Annotated in this window: 11 protein-coding genes; 8 read left to right on the top strand and 3 right to left on the bottom strand. The window is 32.4% G+C overall.

Annotated features, from left to right (window positions below; genetic code table 11):
- On the top strand, positions 1-918 hold the full coding sequence (gene traM, locus ACFQ1R_RS13520; protein ID WP_379926806.1) for a conjugative transposon protein TraM: 918 nt from the start codon (positions 1-3) through the stop codon (positions 916-918).
- Between the two features lie 19 nt (positions 919-937).
- Positions 938-1,732: a DUF4138 domain-containing protein gene (locus tag ACFQ1R_RS13515; RefSeq protein ID WP_379926805.1), complete on the top strand. Its 795-nt coding sequence runs from the start codon at positions 938-940 to the stop codon at positions 1,730-1,732.
- A gap of 482 nt (positions 1,733-2,214) precedes the next feature.
- Here the strand turns inward: ACFQ1R_RS13515 and ACFQ1R_RS13510 are convergent, their stop codons facing one another.
- Positions 2,215-4,833, bottom strand: coding sequence for a glycoside hydrolase family 3 protein (locus ACFQ1R_RS13510; protein WP_379926804.1), 2,619 nt, complete (start codon positions 4,831-4,833; stop codon positions 2,215-2,217).
- 418 nt (positions 4,834-5,251) lie between these two features.
- Here ACFQ1R_RS13510 and ACFQ1R_RS13505 point away from each other — a divergent pair, with 418 nt between their 5' ends.
- Entirely contained in the window at positions 5,252-5,554 is a 303-nt protein-coding gene (locus ACFQ1R_RS13505) for a helix-turn-helix domain-containing protein (RefSeq protein WP_379926803.1), read from the top strand.
- Positions 5,554-6,813, top strand: coding sequence for a type II toxin-antitoxin system HipA family toxin (locus tag ACFQ1R_RS13500; RefSeq protein WP_379926802.1), 1,260 nt, complete (start codon positions 5,554-5,556; stop codon positions 6,811-6,813). The genes ACFQ1R_RS13505 and ACFQ1R_RS13500 overlap by 1 nt, the downstream gene beginning before the upstream one ends.
- A gap of 571 nt (positions 6,814-7,384) precedes the next feature.
- Here the strand turns inward: ACFQ1R_RS13500 and ACFQ1R_RS13495 are convergent.
- A complete protein-coding gene (locus ACFQ1R_RS13495; protein WP_379926801.1) occupies positions 7,385-8,686 on the bottom strand; it encodes an MFS transporter in 1,302 nt (433 codons plus the stop codon).
- 31 nt (positions 8,687-8,717) lie between these two features.
- A complete protein-coding gene (locus ACFQ1R_RS13490) occupies positions 8,718-9,509 on the bottom strand; it encodes a gluconate 5-dehydrogenase (RefSeq protein WP_379926800.1) in 792 nt (263 codons plus the stop codon).
- A gap of 283 nt (positions 9,510-9,792) precedes the next feature.
- Between ACFQ1R_RS13490 and ACFQ1R_RS13485 the strand changes: the two genes are divergently transcribed.
- From ACFQ1R_RS13485 to ACFQ1R_RS13470, 4 genes are all read left to right on the top strand, one after another.
- Complete coding sequence (locus tag ACFQ1R_RS13485; RefSeq protein WP_379926798.1) at positions 9,793-13,968, top strand: hybrid sensor histidine kinase/response regulator transcription factor; 4,176 nt, start codon at positions 9,793-9,795, stop codon at positions 13,966-13,968.
- Positions 13,969-14,298: 330 nt separating this feature from the next.
- Positions 14,299-17,502, top strand: a complete 3,204-nt coding sequence (locus tag ACFQ1R_RS13480; RefSeq protein WP_379926797.1) for a SusC/RagA family TonB-linked outer membrane protein — start codon at positions 14,299-14,301, stop codon at positions 17,500-17,502.
- A gap of 24 nt (positions 17,503-17,526) precedes the next feature.
- On the top strand, positions 17,527-19,299 hold the full coding sequence (locus tag ACFQ1R_RS13475; RefSeq protein WP_379926796.1) for a RagB/SusD family nutrient uptake outer membrane protein: 1,773 nt from the start codon (positions 17,527-17,529) through the stop codon (positions 19,297-19,299).
- A 36-nt stretch (positions 19,300-19,335) separates the two neighbouring features.
- On the top strand, positions 19,336-20,949 hold the full coding sequence (locus tag ACFQ1R_RS13470; protein ID WP_379926795.1) for a DUF4979 domain-containing protein: 1,614 nt from the start codon (positions 19,336-19,338) through the stop codon (positions 20,947-20,949).
- The last annotated feature ends 68 nt before the right edge of the window (positions 20,950-21,017 follow it).

Here is a 21,017-nt window from a genome sequence, read left to right as displayed (position 1 = left end):
ATGAAACTAGAAAAGAAAAAAATCGTATTTGCATTGATGCTAGTGGGTATCATCGTATTTATTGGAGCCTATGCGATGTTTGTACTTGGTGCTGGTGAAGAGCCAACCTTGGATAGCAATCAAATACAAGTACCCAAATTGAAGGATGAGCAGAAGGCGTACGACTCCAAATTGGATGCGCTTAATGACCTGAAGGAAGTTAGGCAAACCAATGCGCCCAGTATTTATGACGAGCGCCTGCTAGATTCAACGGGTATTTATGACCCAGATTTATTGAACAAGGAAAAGATGCGCATGGTGGATAGTATTTATAACGAAGGACGTATCAGTTATTCAGAAAGTGCCTACCGAAGTAAAATTCCCAGAGAGACTATAAAAGTAACCGAATCTAAAACAGATTCCATAATCTTGGAAGTAGCACCTACTATTTCAATGAAGGAATTGCCATTGGAGCATCAGCTCTTTTTTTCTTCAGATCCCAAAGAGCCTAAAACTATGGGTAATGACTTGGCGATTCCTGTTATTGTAGATGGTACGCAAACCGTAAAGACCAATTATAGATTACGGATGCGATTGATGAAAGACACCAATATTAACAATGTTAAAATACCAAGAAATACGCCAGTATATGGCTTTGTGAGCTTTCAGCCCAATCGTGTCATCATTGAAATAGAAAACATCAACCATCAGCCAACAAAACTCAAAGCATTTGATCTACAGGATGGAAGCGAAGGTATTTATATAGAAAATAGTTTTCGTGCAGATGCCACACGCGAAGTAGTTGATGATGTGGTTCAGGATATCAATATTGCGGGCATGCCCCAAGTTAGTGGTATAAAAAAAATATTCCAACGAAATAATAGACACATCAAAGCAACAGTCTTAAATAACTATCAATTAATCTTAAAAACCCGGTAGGGAAATTAAATATATAATTATGAAAACTACTATCACCTATTTATTAATTGTTTGGTCCATGGGCATACATGCCCAACAAGCTTTGGATACCATTTTCGCCAATGACCAAATGAATGTTGCCCTGTTTTTTCCAAACCCGATACGTCAGGGAATTACAGGAACTAACAATTTTGCATTCACCTACAATAGGGAAAAGGAACAATACTTTGGATTGTTACAAGCAAATCCTGGTGAAACCAGTAATTTATTAGCAATAACCAGTGATGGAAACGTTTATTCCTATATCTTAAAGTATTCGAAGAGCTTATCTAAACTTAATTATTTCATACAGGAATACGAAAGTATAGGTAATGAAAAACCAAAGACTATAGAAGTTTTAAATCCGAGTGATACAATAAATACTGAAAACCCAAAAAAGAATTATTATAAAATGTTCTCAGAATATTTATTAAAAACAAAGAGTTCTTCAATTGCATCAAAAAGAAAAAAGGGAATCGTTTTAAAACTACTAAAAATGGTACACAACAAAGATGAAGTGTATTTGGTTATGGAAATAGTGAATAATTCGGGGATTGATTTTGAAATTGATTACTGGGATATTTCAATTGTCAAAGGTAATAAGAAGCGTAAGGCCTCCTTACAAATACTGCAACAAAAAGTCATTCATAAATACAATACGCCAATGATTGTTGAAAATGATAAATCAAAACGATTTGTGTATGTACTGAATAAATTTGTTTTAGGTGAAAATGAGAAATTACAAATTGATATGAAGGAATTAAAAGGGGCTAGGGAATTGCTAATTAAGTATTAAATGTATTTATTTAAGACAATTCTATAAACAATAAAATTTGTTATGAACTAATCCGTGATTTTCGGGTATTAATTTTTGTTACTTCTTTTGTTTTGTAGGTTCTAATTTTAAATTATTTCTTTAGGTTTTAGATTAGGTGTCAATGTATCGGTTGAAAAATACTTAGATTAAATGAAAGTAAACAAAAGAATCTCATCACTGCTAATATTTTAAATCAAAACTTTAAAGTAACTGGGTAAATTAATTTTGGATGTCCATTTTTACTTAATTTATAATCAAGCAGAATAAACTTCTTTTAAAGATAATTAGCGACTTATATAACAAATAGTTAAAAGGTTGACCTAAAATTATAATTTAACTAGAAATATACTATAATTGTTGCATATGAAGTGGGTGTAAAATCTAATGTATATAAGGCTATCAAAATGAAATGAACCGTAATACTAAAATAATTATGTATTACGATTCTTTAATTTTTTTTATTAATCTTCTAAAGATACGGTTTTACCAGTATATTTCAGGCGTTTTATTTGCGTATTTCTAGTGTCATCAGGTTGACTTCCACCTACAGAAATTGAAAACCAACCCGGTTCTATAACACGTTTACCTTTTTTATTAATAATTGAAAATTGTCTTGCCGATAGTACAAAGCGAACAGTTTTAGTATCTCCTTTTTTGATATGAACACGTTCAAAACCTTCTAATTGGCATATTGGACGTGGTGTAGAGGCTTTTTCGTCTGTAATATACAATTGCACAACTTCATCGCCATCCCAATTGCCTGTATTTGTTACGTTAACAGATACTTCAATGTCTTTTGCCGTTTGTATTACATCTGGAAGTTGCAGGTTACTATAGTTAAACATAGTATAACTTAAGCCAAAACCAAAGGGGTAAAGCGGTTCTTCTCTAAAGTATCGGTAAGTTCTACCTTTCATATTATAGTCTTCAAAATTTGGTAGTTGGTTAACAGATTTGTAATAGGTTACAGGAAGTCTGCCAGCAGGATTGTAGTCGCCAAAAATAACATCGGCTATAGCATTGCCCCCTTGTTGCCCAGGATAGCCAGCAGTTAATATGGCTGGCACATGTTCGTTTGCCCAGTTGATTGAAAGAGCACTACCGTTTATTAAAACCAAAACCACAGGTTTTCCTGTATCCATCATGGCTTTCATTAGATTTTGTTGGTTGAAAGGCAAATCAAGACTGGTACGATCACCACCTACAAATCCTTCGGCTTCAACTTTCATTTCTTCGCCTTCCAAGCGTTCATTTAAACCTAAAACTAAAACAATAGCATCCGATTGGTTTGCTGTTGCTATAGCATTTTCTAAGAGATGATCTTGAGGTTCTGCCCACAACAATTTTGCGGTAGAATCACCATAATAATTTTGGTACTTAACTTCAATTTTATATTTCTTTCCTGCTTCCAAAGAAATTTCTTGAGAACGGATTCGTGGATGATGTTTGTTTTTTCCACCAGATATTTTCCCGCCTTCAATTTCAACGGTCATAAAGGGTTTGGACCATTCTGAAATATGATAAGCACCAGTTTTGGGAGCAATAATATATCCTGTCCATTTAATGCTATAGTAACCCATTTTTAGTTTAGGACTTGGCGTATCAATATCCCAATTAAAGTCGATGTTATCATCAATACGGGTAAAAACAGGTTCGCCTTCCCATTCAAGGTTGTTATAATATTGCCCAGTTAAACCTTGGATACCATTTACGGTTTCGAAATAAATCGACGGAATTGTATTCATCGCTGGAATTCCAGTAGCTAAATCGGTTCCTTGTGAATATTCCACTTGTGCATTGGGTTCTAGTTTGTTTTTTATGCCTTGTAGCACGGTTACAGGGTTGCTAGGAGTACCATTGTAGTTTCCCCATAACGATTGGATATCGTTCGCATTGGGACCTATAACAGCTATTTTCTTTATTTTTTTTGAAAGTGGTAAGGTTTGGTTTTTATTCTTTAAAAGGACAATGCTTTCTTGAGAAGCTTTTCTAGCCAACCAATTATGAGCACTATTATTGTTTACGGCATAGGGAATTTGTGCGTAAGGAACCATATCTTGAGGATCAAACATGCCCAACTTAAAGCGTGCTGTAAACAATCGTTTAACGGCAATATCAATATCATTTTCATTAATTAGATTTTTTTCAATAGCTTCTTTTAAGGTTTTATAAGTGCTACCGCAATTTAAATCCAATCCAGTTTTAAGAGCTAAAGCTGATGCGCTAGCAGCATCGTTTGTTATTTTGTGATATTTCCAAATATCAGCTACAGCACCACAATCGGAAACTATATATCCATTAAATCCCCATTTGTTTCTTAGAATATCAAATAAAAAAGGGCTAGCACTAGCAGATTCGCCACGAAAACGATTATAAGCACCCATTACAGAATACACATGTCCTTCTTTTACTAAAGTTCGAAAAGCAGGAAGATAAGTTTCATATAAGTCTATATCGTTTGTTTCTGCGTTAAATTCATGGCGCGATGGCTCTGGACCAGAATGCACTGCATAGTGTTTTGCGGTAGCAACAACTTTTAAATATTTTTCATTGGTTCCCTGTAAGCCCTTAACATATTGAAGCCCTAGTTGCCCAGTTAAATAAGGGTCTTCACCATAGGTTTCATGACCACGACCCCAACGAGGATCGCGAAAAATATTGATGTTAGGGGACCAAAAAGTGAGACCTTGATACATGCCATGTTCGCCACGTCTTAAATATTCATGGTGTTTTGCTCGGGCTTCATCCGATATGGCATTAGCGACATTAAAAATTAAGTCCTTATTCCATGAGGCAGCAATAGAAATGGATTGCGGAAACACCGTAGCATAACCTGCACGAGCAACACCATGTAGTGATTCGTTCCACCAATTGTATTCTGGAATGCCAAGACGCTCAATTGCAGGTGCATAATCCATAAGCTGATTAATTTTTTCATCTAAACTCATTCTTGTAACAAGGTCATTAACACGAGTTTCAATTGGTAAGTTTGGATTTTTAAATAGCAGGTTTTCTTGAGCTTTAGCACTAATTATTATTGCAATACAAAAAGTACAAATAAGTAATTTGATGTTTTTCATTTAATTTATGTCTAATTTAGTTTAGGTTGAAAAAATAGCTTTCATAAATAAAAACAATGATAGTTTTTTTTTTTTTGGTATTAATTATAGTTCAAAATTAATTTTAAGAATTTTACTTTGCGGGGTTTCATTTTTTTACTTTTAAACTATAGAAATCTAAAACAGTATATTTTGGTGTCCAAATTAGTGTGTTGATTTTATATTGAACTATTTAATGAATTGATACTAATTATAAAGGCTTTTTTGAAAATAATATTAAAAAGGGCAGCATAAGCAATAGATTAAATAGAACGAAGAAACTCTGTATCATAGGGTATTGTTAAAAGTAAATCGAAAAACTGAATGAGTAATTTTTATAAATATGCAATATATTGCGTATTAATAGCTATATTTGTGTATAATATGCAATATATTACATATGAACTATAATATATTATTAAATGAGGACATACTACAGGAACTTGGAAAAGGCTTAAGACAACACCGTTTAAACAGTAATCTTACCGTTAAAGAATTATCAGATAAAAGTGGTGTTAGTGAACGTACGATTATTGGTTTTGAACTTGGCAAAAAAAATATAACATTGATGAGTTTCATAGAGATGCTTAGGGCATTGAGACTATTGAACAATTTGGATGGTCTATTTCCGGAAATACCAGTAATTAGCCCTTTGGAATTAATCGAATTGGAAAAGAAAAAACGTAAAAGAGCAAGTAATTAATGGGTATCGAAATTTTTATATGGGACATACGGGTAGGGGCATTGGTGAAAACATCCGAAGGGATAGCGTTCGAATATGATCCAGCATTTATTAAAACTGGTCTTGAACTGTCTCCAATTAACTTACCCCTGGAAGGTAAAAGGATCTATATAAACGAAGCCGAATGGAGAGAAACAGAAGGGATACCAGGTTTGATTTATGATTCGTTGCCAGATAAGTTTGGTAACGATTTATTGCGCACTTACTTTACTGAAAAAGGACTTACCGAAAATGATATAGATGTATTTGCTAAACTTCAGTACATAGGTAAAAGAGGTATGGGAGCTTTAGAGTTTAGGCCTGCAACCGAAATCAAGCAAATAGAAGATACTATCTCTTTAGAGGACATTGAGAAGATTTCCATGCTAAGTACCCAAGGAAAGGAAGCCTTAAAAACTAATATTAAAGACAAAGATGCCTTGTTGCAAATATTACACATAGGAACTTCAGCAGGAGGAGCTAGGGCTAAGGCACTCATCGCTATAAACAAGGAAAACGGCAATATTAAATCGGGGCAATTACCATTAGGTTCAGATTATGGCTATTATTTAATTAAAATTGACGGGGCTAACAAAACAAAATTAGAGGAACCAAGTGGTTATGGTAGGCTAGAATATGCCTATTCCCAAATGGCTAAGGATTGCGATATCCAAATGTCAGAATGTTCACTGTATAGAGATTTACATTTTTTAACTAGAAGGTTTGATAGGGATGACAATGGTGATAAATTGCATGTGCACTCCTTATGTGGTCTGCTTGGTCTAGATTATAATAAAGTTGGCCAGTATTCATATGAGCACTATTTTATGGCTGCAAGACGACTTGGTTTGGGACAAAATGATATGGAGGAAATCTTCCGAAGAATGGTGTTCAATGTGTTGGTTCACAACTGTGATGACCATACCAAAAACTTTTCTTTTATGATGAACCAAAATGGAGCCTGGTCCTTAAGTCCGGCTTTCGATTTATGTTACTCATATGATAACCAAAATGAATGGGTTAACGGCCATAACATGCGGATAAATAATAAGCGTACCAATATAACGTATGAAGATTTGATGGTCGTTGGTCAAAAATTTAATATTAAAAAACGCAAGGCAGTTTTCGATAAAATAAAAACAATAGTAGGTGCTTTTCCTGAATATGCTTCAAAAATAAGGGTCAAACAGGAATTAATAGACCAAGTCGAAAAAAATCGGCCACGTATTGAAGCTTTCTAAAAATTATAATTGAAAACATATTAGGAATACACATAAAATATGATAAAATAGATTAAAATAATAATAATAAGATTTATTTGATTATATTTTTTAATAATCAGATGAATACTGAAACATTAGGAGATTTATTAAAGTGATGTTTATGCATCACTTTTTTATTAATAATTTCTAAAGAGTAATGATATTTGTTATAAATGTATTTTTTTTATAAATTAGCGCTTGTATAAACACATAAAAAAGCACATTTAAAGTTGCATTGTTATATCGGTGTCTGAAAAGGGAATTTTTACCGATATTATCATTTAAGACGCTGTTATACAACTACTTGAAAATACATAAAAAGTCCTGTCATCCCGACGAAATAGGTATAAAAGGACATTGATAAAAGTTAATTATATGATTTTCAATTGTTTAAATTTTATTTGATATCATTTGATTCGCTTTAAAACCCTTGTTTAGGTGTCCTATTTTTATTTCAAGTTCAGGAAACATTTGTTATAGAGTTGATGGTGAGAATTTGGCAACGATTAAACATCAAAAGTCTAACTGTCCTTTATTAATAATTCTAAATTTAAGGTTTGGTAATATGATTTAAATTGTTATCGAGTGGTGTCATTTTAGGTATTAAGATATGAACTAAGCCAAGAATTATTAAATAACATGATCCTGCAATTAAGAATGCCCAGAAAAACCCTTCTTTACCTGCCGAGTCCAGTGCTTTTCCTAAAAGAAATGATGTAATAATTCCTGCAATTGCACCTGACATACCACCTATGCCAGTTACAGAGGCAACAGCCTTTTTAGGAAAAATATCTGAGACGAGCGTGAATATATTCGCTGACCAAGCTTGATGTCCAGCAGCTCCAATTCCTATAAGCACAATAGCTAACCATTTATTTCCTGTTATAGCTACAGAAGCAACAGGTAAAATAATTAGAGCACAACTAAGTAAGGTAATCTTTCTTGCTTTATTAATTCCATAACCTTTCCGAATAAAATAACCAGATAAATATCCTCCGAAAATACTACCTAAGTCAGCAAGTAGGTAAATTATAAAGAATGGAAGCCCTATATTTTTAACATCAACTTCAAAAGTTAAGGATAAGTATTTTGCTCCCCAAAATAAGTAAAACCACCAAACGGCATCGGTTGTTTTGGCTAAAGCAAATGCCCATGTTTCTTTTTTGAGAAAAACTTTGTTCCATGGCAATTTTTCTTCATTTTCAATCTCTGAATCACTTTGTATATAATCTAACTCTTCCTTGGTTAGCTTTGAATGTGTTTCTGGTTTGTTGTAAATACGAAACCATAAAAATACCCAAATAGCGCTTAATCCTCCAGTGATTAAAAATGGAATTTGCCAATTCTTCCCATTTTCATGTACAATCCAACCAACCACAAAAGGTGCTAAAATGGCACCTACACTTGTGGCGGCATTGTATAAACCTGTAGCAAATGCTCTGTCCTTTTTAGGAAACCACTCTGCAACTGTTTTTTGAGCTGCTGGAAAGTTGCCAGACTCTCCAATCCCAAGTCCAAAGCGTGCAATTGAAAATCCCAAAATACTGAATGAAGCAGGTACAATTGCATGTAACATACCAAAGACACTCCAGGTACCTATGGCAAGTGTATATCCCTTTTTGGTTCCTAATTTATCAATAATACCTCCCATAGCAAGCATTCCAATAGCATAGGCAATTTGAAACCAAATTATTATTCCTGCATAGTCACTGTTTGACCATCCAAATAATTTTTGTAAGGTTGGAGCTAATACACCTATAATACTTCTGTCAAAGTAATTTATAGTGGTTGCAAACATTAAAAGAGCTAAAATTCTGTAGCGATAGGTGCCAATTTTTTGTGTCTTACCCATAATTATTTTCTTGGTGTATGAGGGGCAGATTTTAATTTTCGTTAGATGGTTTTCCTATAGTGGCTAAAATTCCTCCATCAACATATAAGATATGGCCATTTACATAATCGCTAGCTTTAGAGCTTAAAAAAATCGCAGCACCTTGTAAATCTTCTGGGTCTCCCCAACGTCCTGCAGGTGTTCTGCTTATTATAAATTCATTAAAAGGATGGCCATCTACCCTTATAGGTGCTGTTTGGCTTGTGGCAAAATAGCCAGGCCCTATTCCATTAGATTGAATATTAAATTTGGCCCATTCAGTAGCCATACTGCGAGTAAGCATTTTTAAGCCTCCCTTAGCAGCTGCATAAGCACTTACAGAATCTCTACCTAATTCACTCATCATTGAACAAATATTAATAATTTTTCCACCGCCTCTTTTAATCATTCCTTTAGCCACATTTTTTGATACAATAAACGGACTAATCAAGTCTACTTTAATTACAGACTCAAAATCTACAACTTCCATGTCAATAATAGGAGTTCTTTTTATTATACCAGCGTTGTTAACCAATATGTCAATCGGACCAACTTCAGTTTCTATTTTTTTGATGTTTTCAATTACAGCTACTTCATCTGTTACATTAAAAACATACCCATAGGCCTCAATTCCAACCAATTTGTATTCTGCAACAGCATTATTAATTGCATCTTGTGATAAATCATTTACTACAATTTTTGCGCCAGCTTGACCTAGTCCTTTAGCCATTGCCATCCCTAATCCATGTACTCCTCCAGTAATAAGAGCTATTTTACCTTTTAAATCAAATAAGTTTGTTGACATTTTAAAATATTATTTTTTGGTTAATTCAATATTCAATATTAAAAATAAAGCATGCTTTTGGGTGTAAATTATAGCTCAATATTAATTATTTATAAACCATTTTAATATGTTTTAATGTACAGGGTAATTATATAAAGTTTAATATTTTTATATTTATGCAAGTTTAAACTTTGATAAGAAAAATATTTTTTAAATTCAATTGTTTAGTTTTATTACTCCAGTTTTTATATTCTAAATTTATATGTATCAATTTTTGATTTTAACATCGATTAAAAGAAAAATTATGTTATTCCTGTTATTGTTGATTAATATGCAGGTATATTCTCAATATCAAAATCTTAAATTTGAAAACTTAGACACATCAGAAGGAATTTCTAGTAGTACATGTCTTGAAATATTTAAAGATAGTGAGGGTTTTATGTGGTTTGGTACTATCGATGGGTTAAACCGATATGATGGTTATAGTTTTGAGATTTATAGACCAACATTAAATGATTCTACATCAATAAGTAATAATCGTATAAGCTCAATTGTTGAAGATTCCAATGGGTTTTTATGGGTTGGAACTAGTAATGGATTAAATTTTTTTGATAAAAAGCAAGAAAAATTTCATAGAATTTCTCTTCATAATAAATCATCAAATCTTATAGACCAAGGTGAAATTGTAAATGACTTATTATATGATGACGCAACTCATATGCTTTGGGTGGCAACAAAAAATGGAGTTGTTAGATTAAGTTTACCTAACAAAATTAGTAATTATAGGGAGGATGCTGTTTTGTTTCATTATGTTAATTTAAATGATAATCTTAAAACGATTGATAATAATGATATCACTACAATAATAAAGGATAAGGAAGGTGGTATTTGGGCTGTTACAGAAGGGAACTATTTAAATAAGTACAATTCTAAAAAGAACACTTTTTCTAGAGTAATTATTGATATACCAAATACTTACGAGCTTAATCATATTCCAAAAAGTGTTTTAGTTGATAGTGAAGGTGATTTTTGGATAGGCAATAATTTATCGATGCTTGTTTTTTGGGATAGAAAGAACAACGTGTTTCATCAATTAGACCCAGTTAAGAATAATATTCCAATTTTTCATATGTATCAAGATTCAAAGGGTATAATTTGGATTGCTACTGATGGAGACGGAATATATTTATATGATAAAAAAAAGGGGCTTTTACAACATATTATTCATAGTCCTTTAAATAATTTTTCGCTTCCTAATAACCAACCATCTAAGGTAATAGAAGACGAAGACGGTATCTTTTGGATTGCTACATACAACAAAGGTATTAGTAAGTTGGTTCTATCAAAATCATCTTTCGGTCATTATTTTTACGAATCTAACAATGTAAAAGGGTTAAGCGCCAAAATAGCACAGTCCGTGCTTCAAGATAGTAAAGGAAGAATTTGGATTGGTACAGATGGAGGAGGGCTGAACCTATTTAATGAAAAGGCAAATTCATTCAAGCATTTTAAAGCAAATCCTAATAACAAATCGTCAATAGGTTCCAATAAAATTGTTTATCTCTTGGAAAGCTTTGATGGATCTATATGGGTGTGTACATGGGATGGAGGTTTAAGTAAGTTCAATCCAACTTCTGAAACAGCTGAACAATATAAATATGAACCTAATAATCTATATTCAATTGCTCAAAATACGGTGTGGTGTGCCGTTGAAGATTCTAAAAAGCGCCTATGGTTGGGAACACAATCTGAAGGTTTAAATTTATTTGATAATAAAACAAAACGATTTTATAAATATAAAAGTGTACAAGGAGAAAATAATAGTTTAATAAGTAATTTGGTCTTTTCCATATTTATAGATTCTAAAAACCGCCTTTTAATTGGTACATCGTTAGGCTTATCGGTAGTTGAGTTAGATAATTTGTCAAGTTACATTCCAAGTAATATAGATTTTAAAGAACTTAAAGAAAAACCAATTCAAGGAACTAGGGTTAATTACATTACAGAAGACCATTTAGGTAATATATGGATAGGAACCGATGTTGCCTTGCATTATTTAGATAGCAATCTGAAGCTTATTAAATCATATTCAACTGCAGATGGTCTTCCAAACAATTTAATTTTGGGAATAGCTGAAAGTAATAAAAATAATTTATGGATTACTACCAAAGGAGGGCTTTCAAAATTAAATGTTTCTGAAAGTAAATTCTATAATTATAATGTACAAGATGGAGTTCAAGGGATTGAATTTCAAAGTAAATCCATTGAAAAATTAAAAGATGGTAGAATACTTGCTGGAGGAATAAATGGTTTTAACTTATTTAACCCAATTGACATTATTGAAAAGCCAGCGAAGCTTAAACCAATTATTACTAAATTTAAATTATTTAACGAGTTAGTTAGGCCAGGACAAAAGTTAAACAATAGAGTTATTTTAAATGCTTCAATTGCAAATACCGATTTAGTTGAACTAAAATATGATGAAGGCTATTTGTCTTTTGAATTCGTAGCATTTCATTATGAAAATCAAAATCGTGTTAAGTACATGTATCGGATGAAAGGTATTCACGATGATTTTATTAGTGCCGGAGATAACAGATTGGCAAATTATTCTAGTATCCCTCCAGGAGAGTATGAGTTTCAAGTAAAAGCTTCTATTGATGGTAAATGGGATAATTCAGAAAGTTCAAACATAAAAATTAGTGTATTGCCACCGCCTTGGAAAACATGGTGGGCTTATTCTCTTTATATATTGTTTTTAGCAGTGCTATTTTGGCTTGGGATGCATTATTATACGAAAATGATTAAAGAGGAAAAAGAGCATGAACTAGATCAAATGAAGTTAAAGTTTTTTATAAATATTTCACATGAACTAAGAACACCGCTTACACTTATTTTAAATCCCGTTGAAAAAATTATAGCATCATTTAATAATCCTGAAGTTGTTAAATCATCTGCATATACTCTTCAAAGAAGTGCAAGAAGATTGTATTACTTAGTAAATCAATTATTAGATTTTAGAAAAATGGATTTGGGCAAAGTACCCCTAAAATTAGTTCATGGAGACTTAATCAAGTTTACAGAAGATGTTTTTAAATTGTTTGAAGGATTGGCAAAATCGAAAGGGATTAAATTTAAATTTAAAACCACATTAGAAGAATTACCAATAAATTTTGATCCTGATAAAATTGAAAAAATTATCACCAATTTAATTTCCAATGCCATCAAATATACCAATGAAGGTGGTTCAGTAAAACTTTCTATTTCCAATCCCAACGAAAATAAAAGAGATTTATTTTCAAAGATTTTAAATAAAAATAAGTTTGACGAATTTATTCAAATTGAAATTAAAGATACAGGTATTGGGTTTAAACATGATCAACTCAAAGATGTTTTTGGAAGATTTGTAAATGCAGGAAATACCAAAACAGGGATGGGAATTGGTTTAAACATTACTCAAGGTCTTGTGAAAATTCATGGTGGGGAAATATTTGTAGAAAGTAAGTATAAAGAAGGAACTGTTTTTACTGTTTTACTTCCTACAAACCTTACAAATGAAAATAGTGAATTTATAGATGGAGCTAATAAATATATAAATGAATTCGATTTGAGTAGCGTGCATTCTACCGAATATGAAATTGGAATTTACAACGAAAGTATTGATAGTCAAATACGGGATATAGAAACAAATTCCGACGGAAAGAAAAAACAAGTTATACTAGTAGTAGAAGATAATAAAGAATTACGGAAGCATTTGGTTTATGAGTTTAGTAATTCATTTAAAATAATTGAAGCTGTTAATGGTGTCGATGGATTAGAAAAAATTAAAAAATACCAACCAGATTTGGTAATTAGTGATGTTATGATGCCCAAGATGGATGGATTTGAGTTATGTCGTTTAGTTAAAACTGAAATTGAAATTTGCCATATTCCTATTATATTGTTAACAGCAAGGAGTCTAGAAGAAGATCAAATAGAGGGGTATGGTATAGGTGCTGATGAGTATTTGCCAAAACCATTTAACATAAATATTTTAAGAGCTAGGGTTAAAAATTTATTAGAGGCAAAAAAAAGATTAAGAGATAGATTTGCTTCAATAGGAGGTGTTATACCATCTAGTGAGATTACTTCAAATAGTTTGGATGAAGCTTTTTTAGATAAAGCCACCAAGGCTATTATTGACAATATTTCAGACACGGATTATAAATTAGAAGACTTATTAAAAGAAATTGGAATTGGAAGGTCTCAGTTTTATAGAAAAATAAACTCTATAACTGGGCAAAATCCAAGCAATTTTATTAGAACAATTCGCTTAAAGTATGCTTCTGAACTTTTATTGAAAAATGAATTATCTATAAAGGAAATTACCCATATGTCAGGTTTTAATTCAACAGCTTATTTTAGTAAAACCTTCAAAGAATTATTCGGTTTAACACCAACTGAATATATTGAACAAAAACTCAAAGATAATCACAAATAAGCCTTTTTCAGTGACTTACACTATTGTTTATAGCTAAAATGGGTTATAAATAATCAAAATTGAATTCTAATTTACACTTCTTTTCTTCATTTAGTTATAAAATTGGATAATGAATTATGAACTTTTTATAAAGGTTAATTTTTTGTTAAATAAAAAAACAACTAAACAATTTTAAATATGAAAAAAAAGTACGAATCAAATTATTTTTATTAAGACGAAAAAGACAGTTTTTATTATCGAAAAACACAGACAGTAAATCAACTAATTAATATTAGTTTTTTATTGTCCGAAAAAAGCTAACTAAATACAAATATTTTAAATGACAATTTTATGAGTGAATTAAAAAATAATCAGGTAAAACTGAAATTCTTATCAGAAACCATATTGGCGATGGCACTTCTGATTTGCGGCTTTTCAGCCCAATTACATGCAAATACTGTAAATACATCCATATTGAATATAGATGAGATTCAGAATATAGCAATAAAAGGTAAAGTTGTATCTGCTGCTGATAATCTTCCTCTTCCTGGGGTAAATGTTACGGTAAAAGGTACTTCAATAGGAGCAGTTACTGATTTTGATGGTAATTATAGTTTAAATGTGCCATCTTCAGAATCAGTAATAGTTATCACTTACTTAGGATTTAAAACGGTTGAGATTAAGGTTGGTAGCCAAAAGACAATTAATATTTCATTAGTTGAGGATATTGCTGCACTTGATGAAGTTGTAGTTGTAGGATATGGTGCTGCTAAAAAGGAAACGCTTACTGGTGCTATTGAACAAATCAAATCGGATGTCTTTGAAGATAGAGCTATTACAAACCCTGCATTAGCATTACAAGGTCAAACACCTGGTTTGTCAGTTTCAAAATCGTCTCCGCGTCCAGGAAATGAAGGTGTAGAGTTGCAAATTAGAGGTGCAACATCTGTAAATGGCGGCAGCCCGCTAGTTATTATAGATGGAGCTGCAGTAATTGATAATAGAGAGTTTTATCAAATGAATCCAGATGATATAGCCTCTATAAGTATACTTAAAGATGGTTCGGCATCTATTTACGGTTCTAGAGCTGCAAATGGAGTTATTCTTGTTACTACAAAAAGAGGTAAGGGTAAAATGAAAGTTGAGTATAATGGAAGCTTTAGATATAATACCATAGGTATTAAACCACCAACACCAAGTATGGAAGAATATGCTACGTTATGGTTGCAAGCAGTTGGTGAAGATGGAACAAATGATTATTGGGGATGGGCTTCTAAAGCAAACTTAGAGCGTATGCAAAATGGTGAAGAAGGTATTTATACTACTCCTTTTTGGGGAGATATCTTTATTGGAAAAGCAAATCGTTTTGATGAGCTTTTTGGAAATAGTTCGTCTTATCAGCACACAGTTAGTGTATCGGGTAGTACAGATAACACAAGATATAGAATGTCTGCAGGTGTTGCAGATACAGAAGGAGCTTTAAAAACTGCATATGATGGGACAAAACAACATAATATTCGTTTTAATTATGATTATGATATCTCAGAAAAGTTGTCATTACAGAGTGGTATAACTTACCAACGTACAAAAACATCTGGTCCATCTACGGGTCTTGATGCAACTGCGGGTTCTTATGATCCACCATTTTTCCCAGCTTTAAACCCTTATGGGCAATGGTATGCAAACTTTAATATTGCTGGAAATAGAAACTCAACAGCTGCTACCACAGATGGAGGTAGAAAAGATTTTTCTGAAGATCTTACAAAATTAAGTTTAAATCTTAAATATGAAATTATAGACGGTTTAGATTTTACGGCTAATGCATCGTTTAACAAATTAACTGGTAGACTAGATGAATATAGGTTAACGGTACAGCCTTATACATGGAATGGTGAAGTGTCAGCAGAAAGAATTAATCCAACATCACTCATAATAGCAGAGACTAGAGATAGAACGTATCAAAATTATGGAGGATTTTTAAATTATAAATATTCTAATGGAGGACATAATTTTGCGTTTATGGCAGGCTTAACAGCTGAATTACAAGAAGATCAATTATTGCATGCTGAACGTTCAGGAATTCAAGATTTCGGTGTTTATGATTTAAATGTAGCACCAGTTGATAATGTTACTAATAGAGGAGGTGCTGGTCATTGGGGTATTTATTCTACACTTTCAAGATTTAATTATGACTATAATGGCAAGTATTTATTAGAGTTAGTTGGGCGCAGAGATGGATCTTCAAGATTTGCAGAAAATTATAAATATACCAATTTTGGTAGTGTTACTGCAGGTTGGTTAATTTCTGAAGAGAATTTTTTAAAAGATACTGCTATTAACTATTTAAAGTTAAGAGGTAGTTATGGTACTTCTGGTAATCAAGTAGGAATAGGGTTGTATGATTATCTATCTAGTATTTCATTAGGATCGTTACCTTTTGGTTCAACTCCAGCATATCAAAATATAGCTAGAGTAGGAGGTTTAACTAGTGCTACACGTACATGGGAACAGGTTAAAATAAAAAATATTGCTGTAGAGTTTGGGGTTCTTAAAAATAAACTAACAGGAACTTTTGAGGTGTACAAAAAAGAGAATACAGGTATGCTAGTTAATATTATTTATCCAAGTGTTTTAGGTGGAACTGCACCTAAATCAAATAGTGGCAATCTTGAAACCACAGGATGGGAGGCTATTTTAGGATGGAAAGATACAAAAGGTGATTTTTCTTATAATATTTCCTTAAATATGTCTGATAATAATAATACTTTAGTAAAAATGGAAGGGGCAACTGCATTTCAAGCAGGTAAAGTTGCTACAAGAGAAGGCTTCCCTTTAAATTCTTACTTTTTATATCAAACCGATGGATTATTTCAAACACAAGCTGAAGTAGATGCTTATTATGCAACTTATACTTCGGTAAATCAGGGAGAACTTCCTGTAGCATCTGATGCTAATCAAAGATTACGTATTGGAGATACCAGAAAAGTTGATTTAGATGGTAATGGCTATATAGATGACGTGGGTGGAGTTGGAGATTCTGGAGATGTTAAGTATATGGGTGATGCCGCACCACATTATGTTTACGGTATTAACTTAGGGGCAAGCTATAAAGCCTTCGATTTTACGGCATTCTTTCAGGGTGTTTTAGAACAAAATGTATTAAGAACAGGCTTTATGGCTTATCCTTTTTACAGAGTATGGACAAATCAAACTACAGCTTATTTAAATCAAACCTGGACTGCTGATAATACACAAGCATCTTACCCGAGAATGACAACTAATTCCAATAGAGCGGCTTATAATTGGGCTAATAATGATTTTGCATTACAGAATAATAAATACATCCGCTTAAAGAATGTGGTTTTAGGATATACTTTGCCAAAATCGTTAACTGGTAAGTTAAGCCTAGATAAATTTAGAGTTTATGTATCAGGAAGCGATCTTTTTGAATTTACAAGTGTTAAAGATGGTTATGATCCTGAATTTGGAGAAAGTTCACAGAGTATTTATCCTTTTTCTAGAACTTGGGCAGTAGGCTTAAACTTAACATTTTAATCAATAAAAATTTAATTATTTATTATGAAAAAAATAATAATTCCTATAACGATTCTTTTTCTTGGGCTTTTAAGTTGTGAAAAAGATTATTTAGAACTAAATCCGTTAGATTCTGTTACCGAAGCGGCATACTTTAAAACACCACAACAATTTGCTAATGCTGCTAACCAATTATACATAGGTTTGGTGGGGTGGAAACCAACTAAGGCATCAGGAACTCCAAATGGTTTTGAAAGTAGTATTTATGATTTTATGGATTTTGGTTCCGATTTAAATGGATTACCACTTGAAGTGGGTAGAGGAGCCAATACTATTACCAATGATGATAAATATTGGGATAATACATACTATTATTTAAGAGATGTTAATATTTTACTACAAAAAGCTAATGAATATAAAGGTAATGCTGCTGATATCTCACAATCTGTTGCTACTGCATATTTTTTTAGAGCGTGGCATCATTTTTTCTTATTGCAACGATTTGGAGGCATTCCAATAGTTACAACGGTTGTTGATTTAGATTCTCCAGAACTTTATGGGGCACGTAATAGTAGATATGAAGTTATAAATCAAATATTTTCTGATTTAGATAAAGCCATTGCTGGTTTACCAACAGAACAAAATATTGGTAGCTTAGACAAAGGGAAAATAAGTAAATGGGGTGCAGAAGCGTTTAAAGCAAAAATATTACTATATGAAGCTACTTGGGAGAAATATGTAGGCGTAACAACCGATTTTCAAGGTTCAGGAACATCGTCTGCAAATATCACCGCCTATTTAACAGAAGCAATTACTTTAAGTAAAGATGTAATGGACAATGGTGGTTATGAGCTTTGGAATAAAAATGCTACACTAAATAATTTAAGTAGTAATTACTTATTCAATTTAGAGGATAGTAATTCTAATCCTGGAGGGTTTGATAAAAGTTCAAATAAAGAATTTATCATACAAGGAATTTATGATTTTAATTTGAGAAAAGGTGGTGTAAATATAAGCCATACAGTTACTTCAAGATTATCTCCAAGCAGAAAGTTAATGGATATGGTATTATGTACTGATGGACTTCCTGTTGATAAGTCACCTTTATTTCAAGGTTATAATAAAACGTCCGATGAGTTCAAGAATAGAGATTACAGATTGAAGGCTTACTTTGGAGGAAATATTCCAACCGATGGTTCTGTGGCTCTAAAAGCAGCAAGTGATGGTGTTTCTGGCTCAGGAATTGATGCACGTAAATTCCGGTCTTATAATTATGGTACCTATAGAGCAGCATTGGAAGAGTCTTTTAATTATCCATTTCTTCGTTTGCCAGAAGTGTATTTAACATATGCTGAAGCACTTTATGAAAGAGATGGAGCTATTTCTGATGCAGATTTAAACCTTTCTATTAATAAGATTCGTGCACGTGCAGGTGTTGCACCATTAACAAACACATTGGTTTCAGTTAATGGTTTAAATATGTTAGATGAAATACGAAGAGAACGTACCATTGAGTTGTTTGGTGAGAATAACAGGTTTGACGATCTAAAAAGATGGGGTATTGCAGAGCAAGAACTTAATAAAGATGTACTAGGTGCTGTTATAGAAGGAACAGTTTATGAAACTAATACAAGTCTATATAAACCTACAGACTTTGTTTATGGTGAGAAATCTGTAACAACAGCAGTGGGAACAAGAAGAGTGTCTGTTATTGATCCTGCATCTAACAGAAATTTTTCTAGAAAAAATTATTTATTTCCAATTCCTCCAACACAAAGAGCCCTGAATCCAGCATTAGTGCAAAATCCAGGTTGGTAATTGTAGAAGTTTTTGAATAATCTAAAATTAAAAAAAATGAAAAAAAATATAATAATAACTTATATCTTAAGTATTGCAATAATTGGGTTTATACTTTCGGGATGTCAAGAAAATGATGAGTTAAAAGTTCATCAATATCCAGAACAAACAGTTGGTGATTTTAATCCAACAATTGGGCGTCCGGGTAATCAAATCACCATTAATGGCTCGAATTTTGGAACTTATAAAGGAGCGGTTACTATCTTTTTTAATGGTCAAGCAGCACCCAAAGAAAATATAATTAGTGTAACAGATAATAAAATTGTAGTTGTTGTGCCAGATAATGCCGCTTCAGGACCAATTTCAGTTAAGGTTTGGACTTATACTAAGGAAACAGCAACAGATTTTACTTTTATTCCAGGGGCTAAAGTTACTGGTATTTCTCCTGCACAAGGAAGTGTTGGTCAAGATTTAACCATTACTGGTGAAAATTTTGGAACTGATCCTACAAAATTTACTGTTGAATTTAATGGAGGCGTGCCAGCCATTGTAAAGTCTGTAACAGATACGCAAATAGTTGTTACTGTACCTGCCGGAGGTAGTACAGGCCCAATAACTATTATTTTTGAGGATAGTTTTGTAAAGACACCAGTATTTTCATATCCATTTGTTGGGTTGAATTACCAATTTAACACAAATGGTTATGCAGAAGGTTGGGTATCAACTCATAGTTCGACCAACGAAGTTTCTGGTGGATCTATGAATGTTACTTTTAACTCTAGTCAATTTGTTGGAACAAGTAAACGTAGAGCCGATTTTCAATTAACCGGTGGAGCAGAAGTTCATGCTGGATTATACCCTATTATTGCAATTAAGCTTAATAAGCCAGCCACAGGTAATTTTATTCTTGACACTAATTTGGGTTCTTATAAAAATGGGTCTAACAACTATGATGGAATATTACTTGGTGATATTTATTATTATGATATTCGTAATACCTTTGGTGCAGGTGCTAAGTTATCTCAAACAGAGCCTACAAAACTCACTACATTTCAATGGAAAATTGCCGATATTACAAGTCCTGAAACAGGTTACTCGGTTGATTGGGTACAATCGTTTGAAAATTTAGCGGCTCTAAATGCATATGCATCATTACCTGAAGGTAAATACATTTTTGAGTTTGATGACGCAAATGCTACAGGCGATTGGTTAGCTGCTCAAAATGCCACTACTAAAATTGAAGGAGGGAAATTTAAAGTAACTTTTGATCCAGCTCAGTTTACAGGCACCAATAAAAGAAGAGCAGATTTTTACAATGTTATTTTGGGTAAATTTCCTTACCCAGGAGGAGCTGATAAAGCCTCTTGGATATACAATCCAGAATATCCAATTATAGCAATGAAGATTACATTTAATGAAACAGGTGATTATAAACCAGCCGCAGGAAATATAAAATTAGATCCTTACACAGGAGCAAATAACACCTATTTAACTGATTTTGTTGGTAAAAATGTAATTTACTATGATGTCTCGGATAAATATACTGAAAGAACAGAACTAAATGTTTGGCAATTTAAAATTGCTGATATTACTTCTGCAGAAACGGGTTATCAAATTGATTGGGTTAGAACTTTTAAAAGTAAAGCAGAACTTAATGCTTTTCTTAATTAGTCAAAATAGTCTTAAACTTAACCTAGAGACGGATTCATTAATTAGAATCCGTCTCTAATTATTAATAT

The sequence above is a fragment of the Mariniflexile jejuense genome, assembly GCF_042675665.1.
Classification (GTDB): Bacteria; Bacteroidota; Bacteroidia; order Flavobacteriales; family Flavobacteriaceae; genus Mariniflexile; species Mariniflexile jejuense.
Note: the sequence above shows the minus strand (reverse complement) of the source record. Positions and strands in the feature narration are given on the sequence as shown.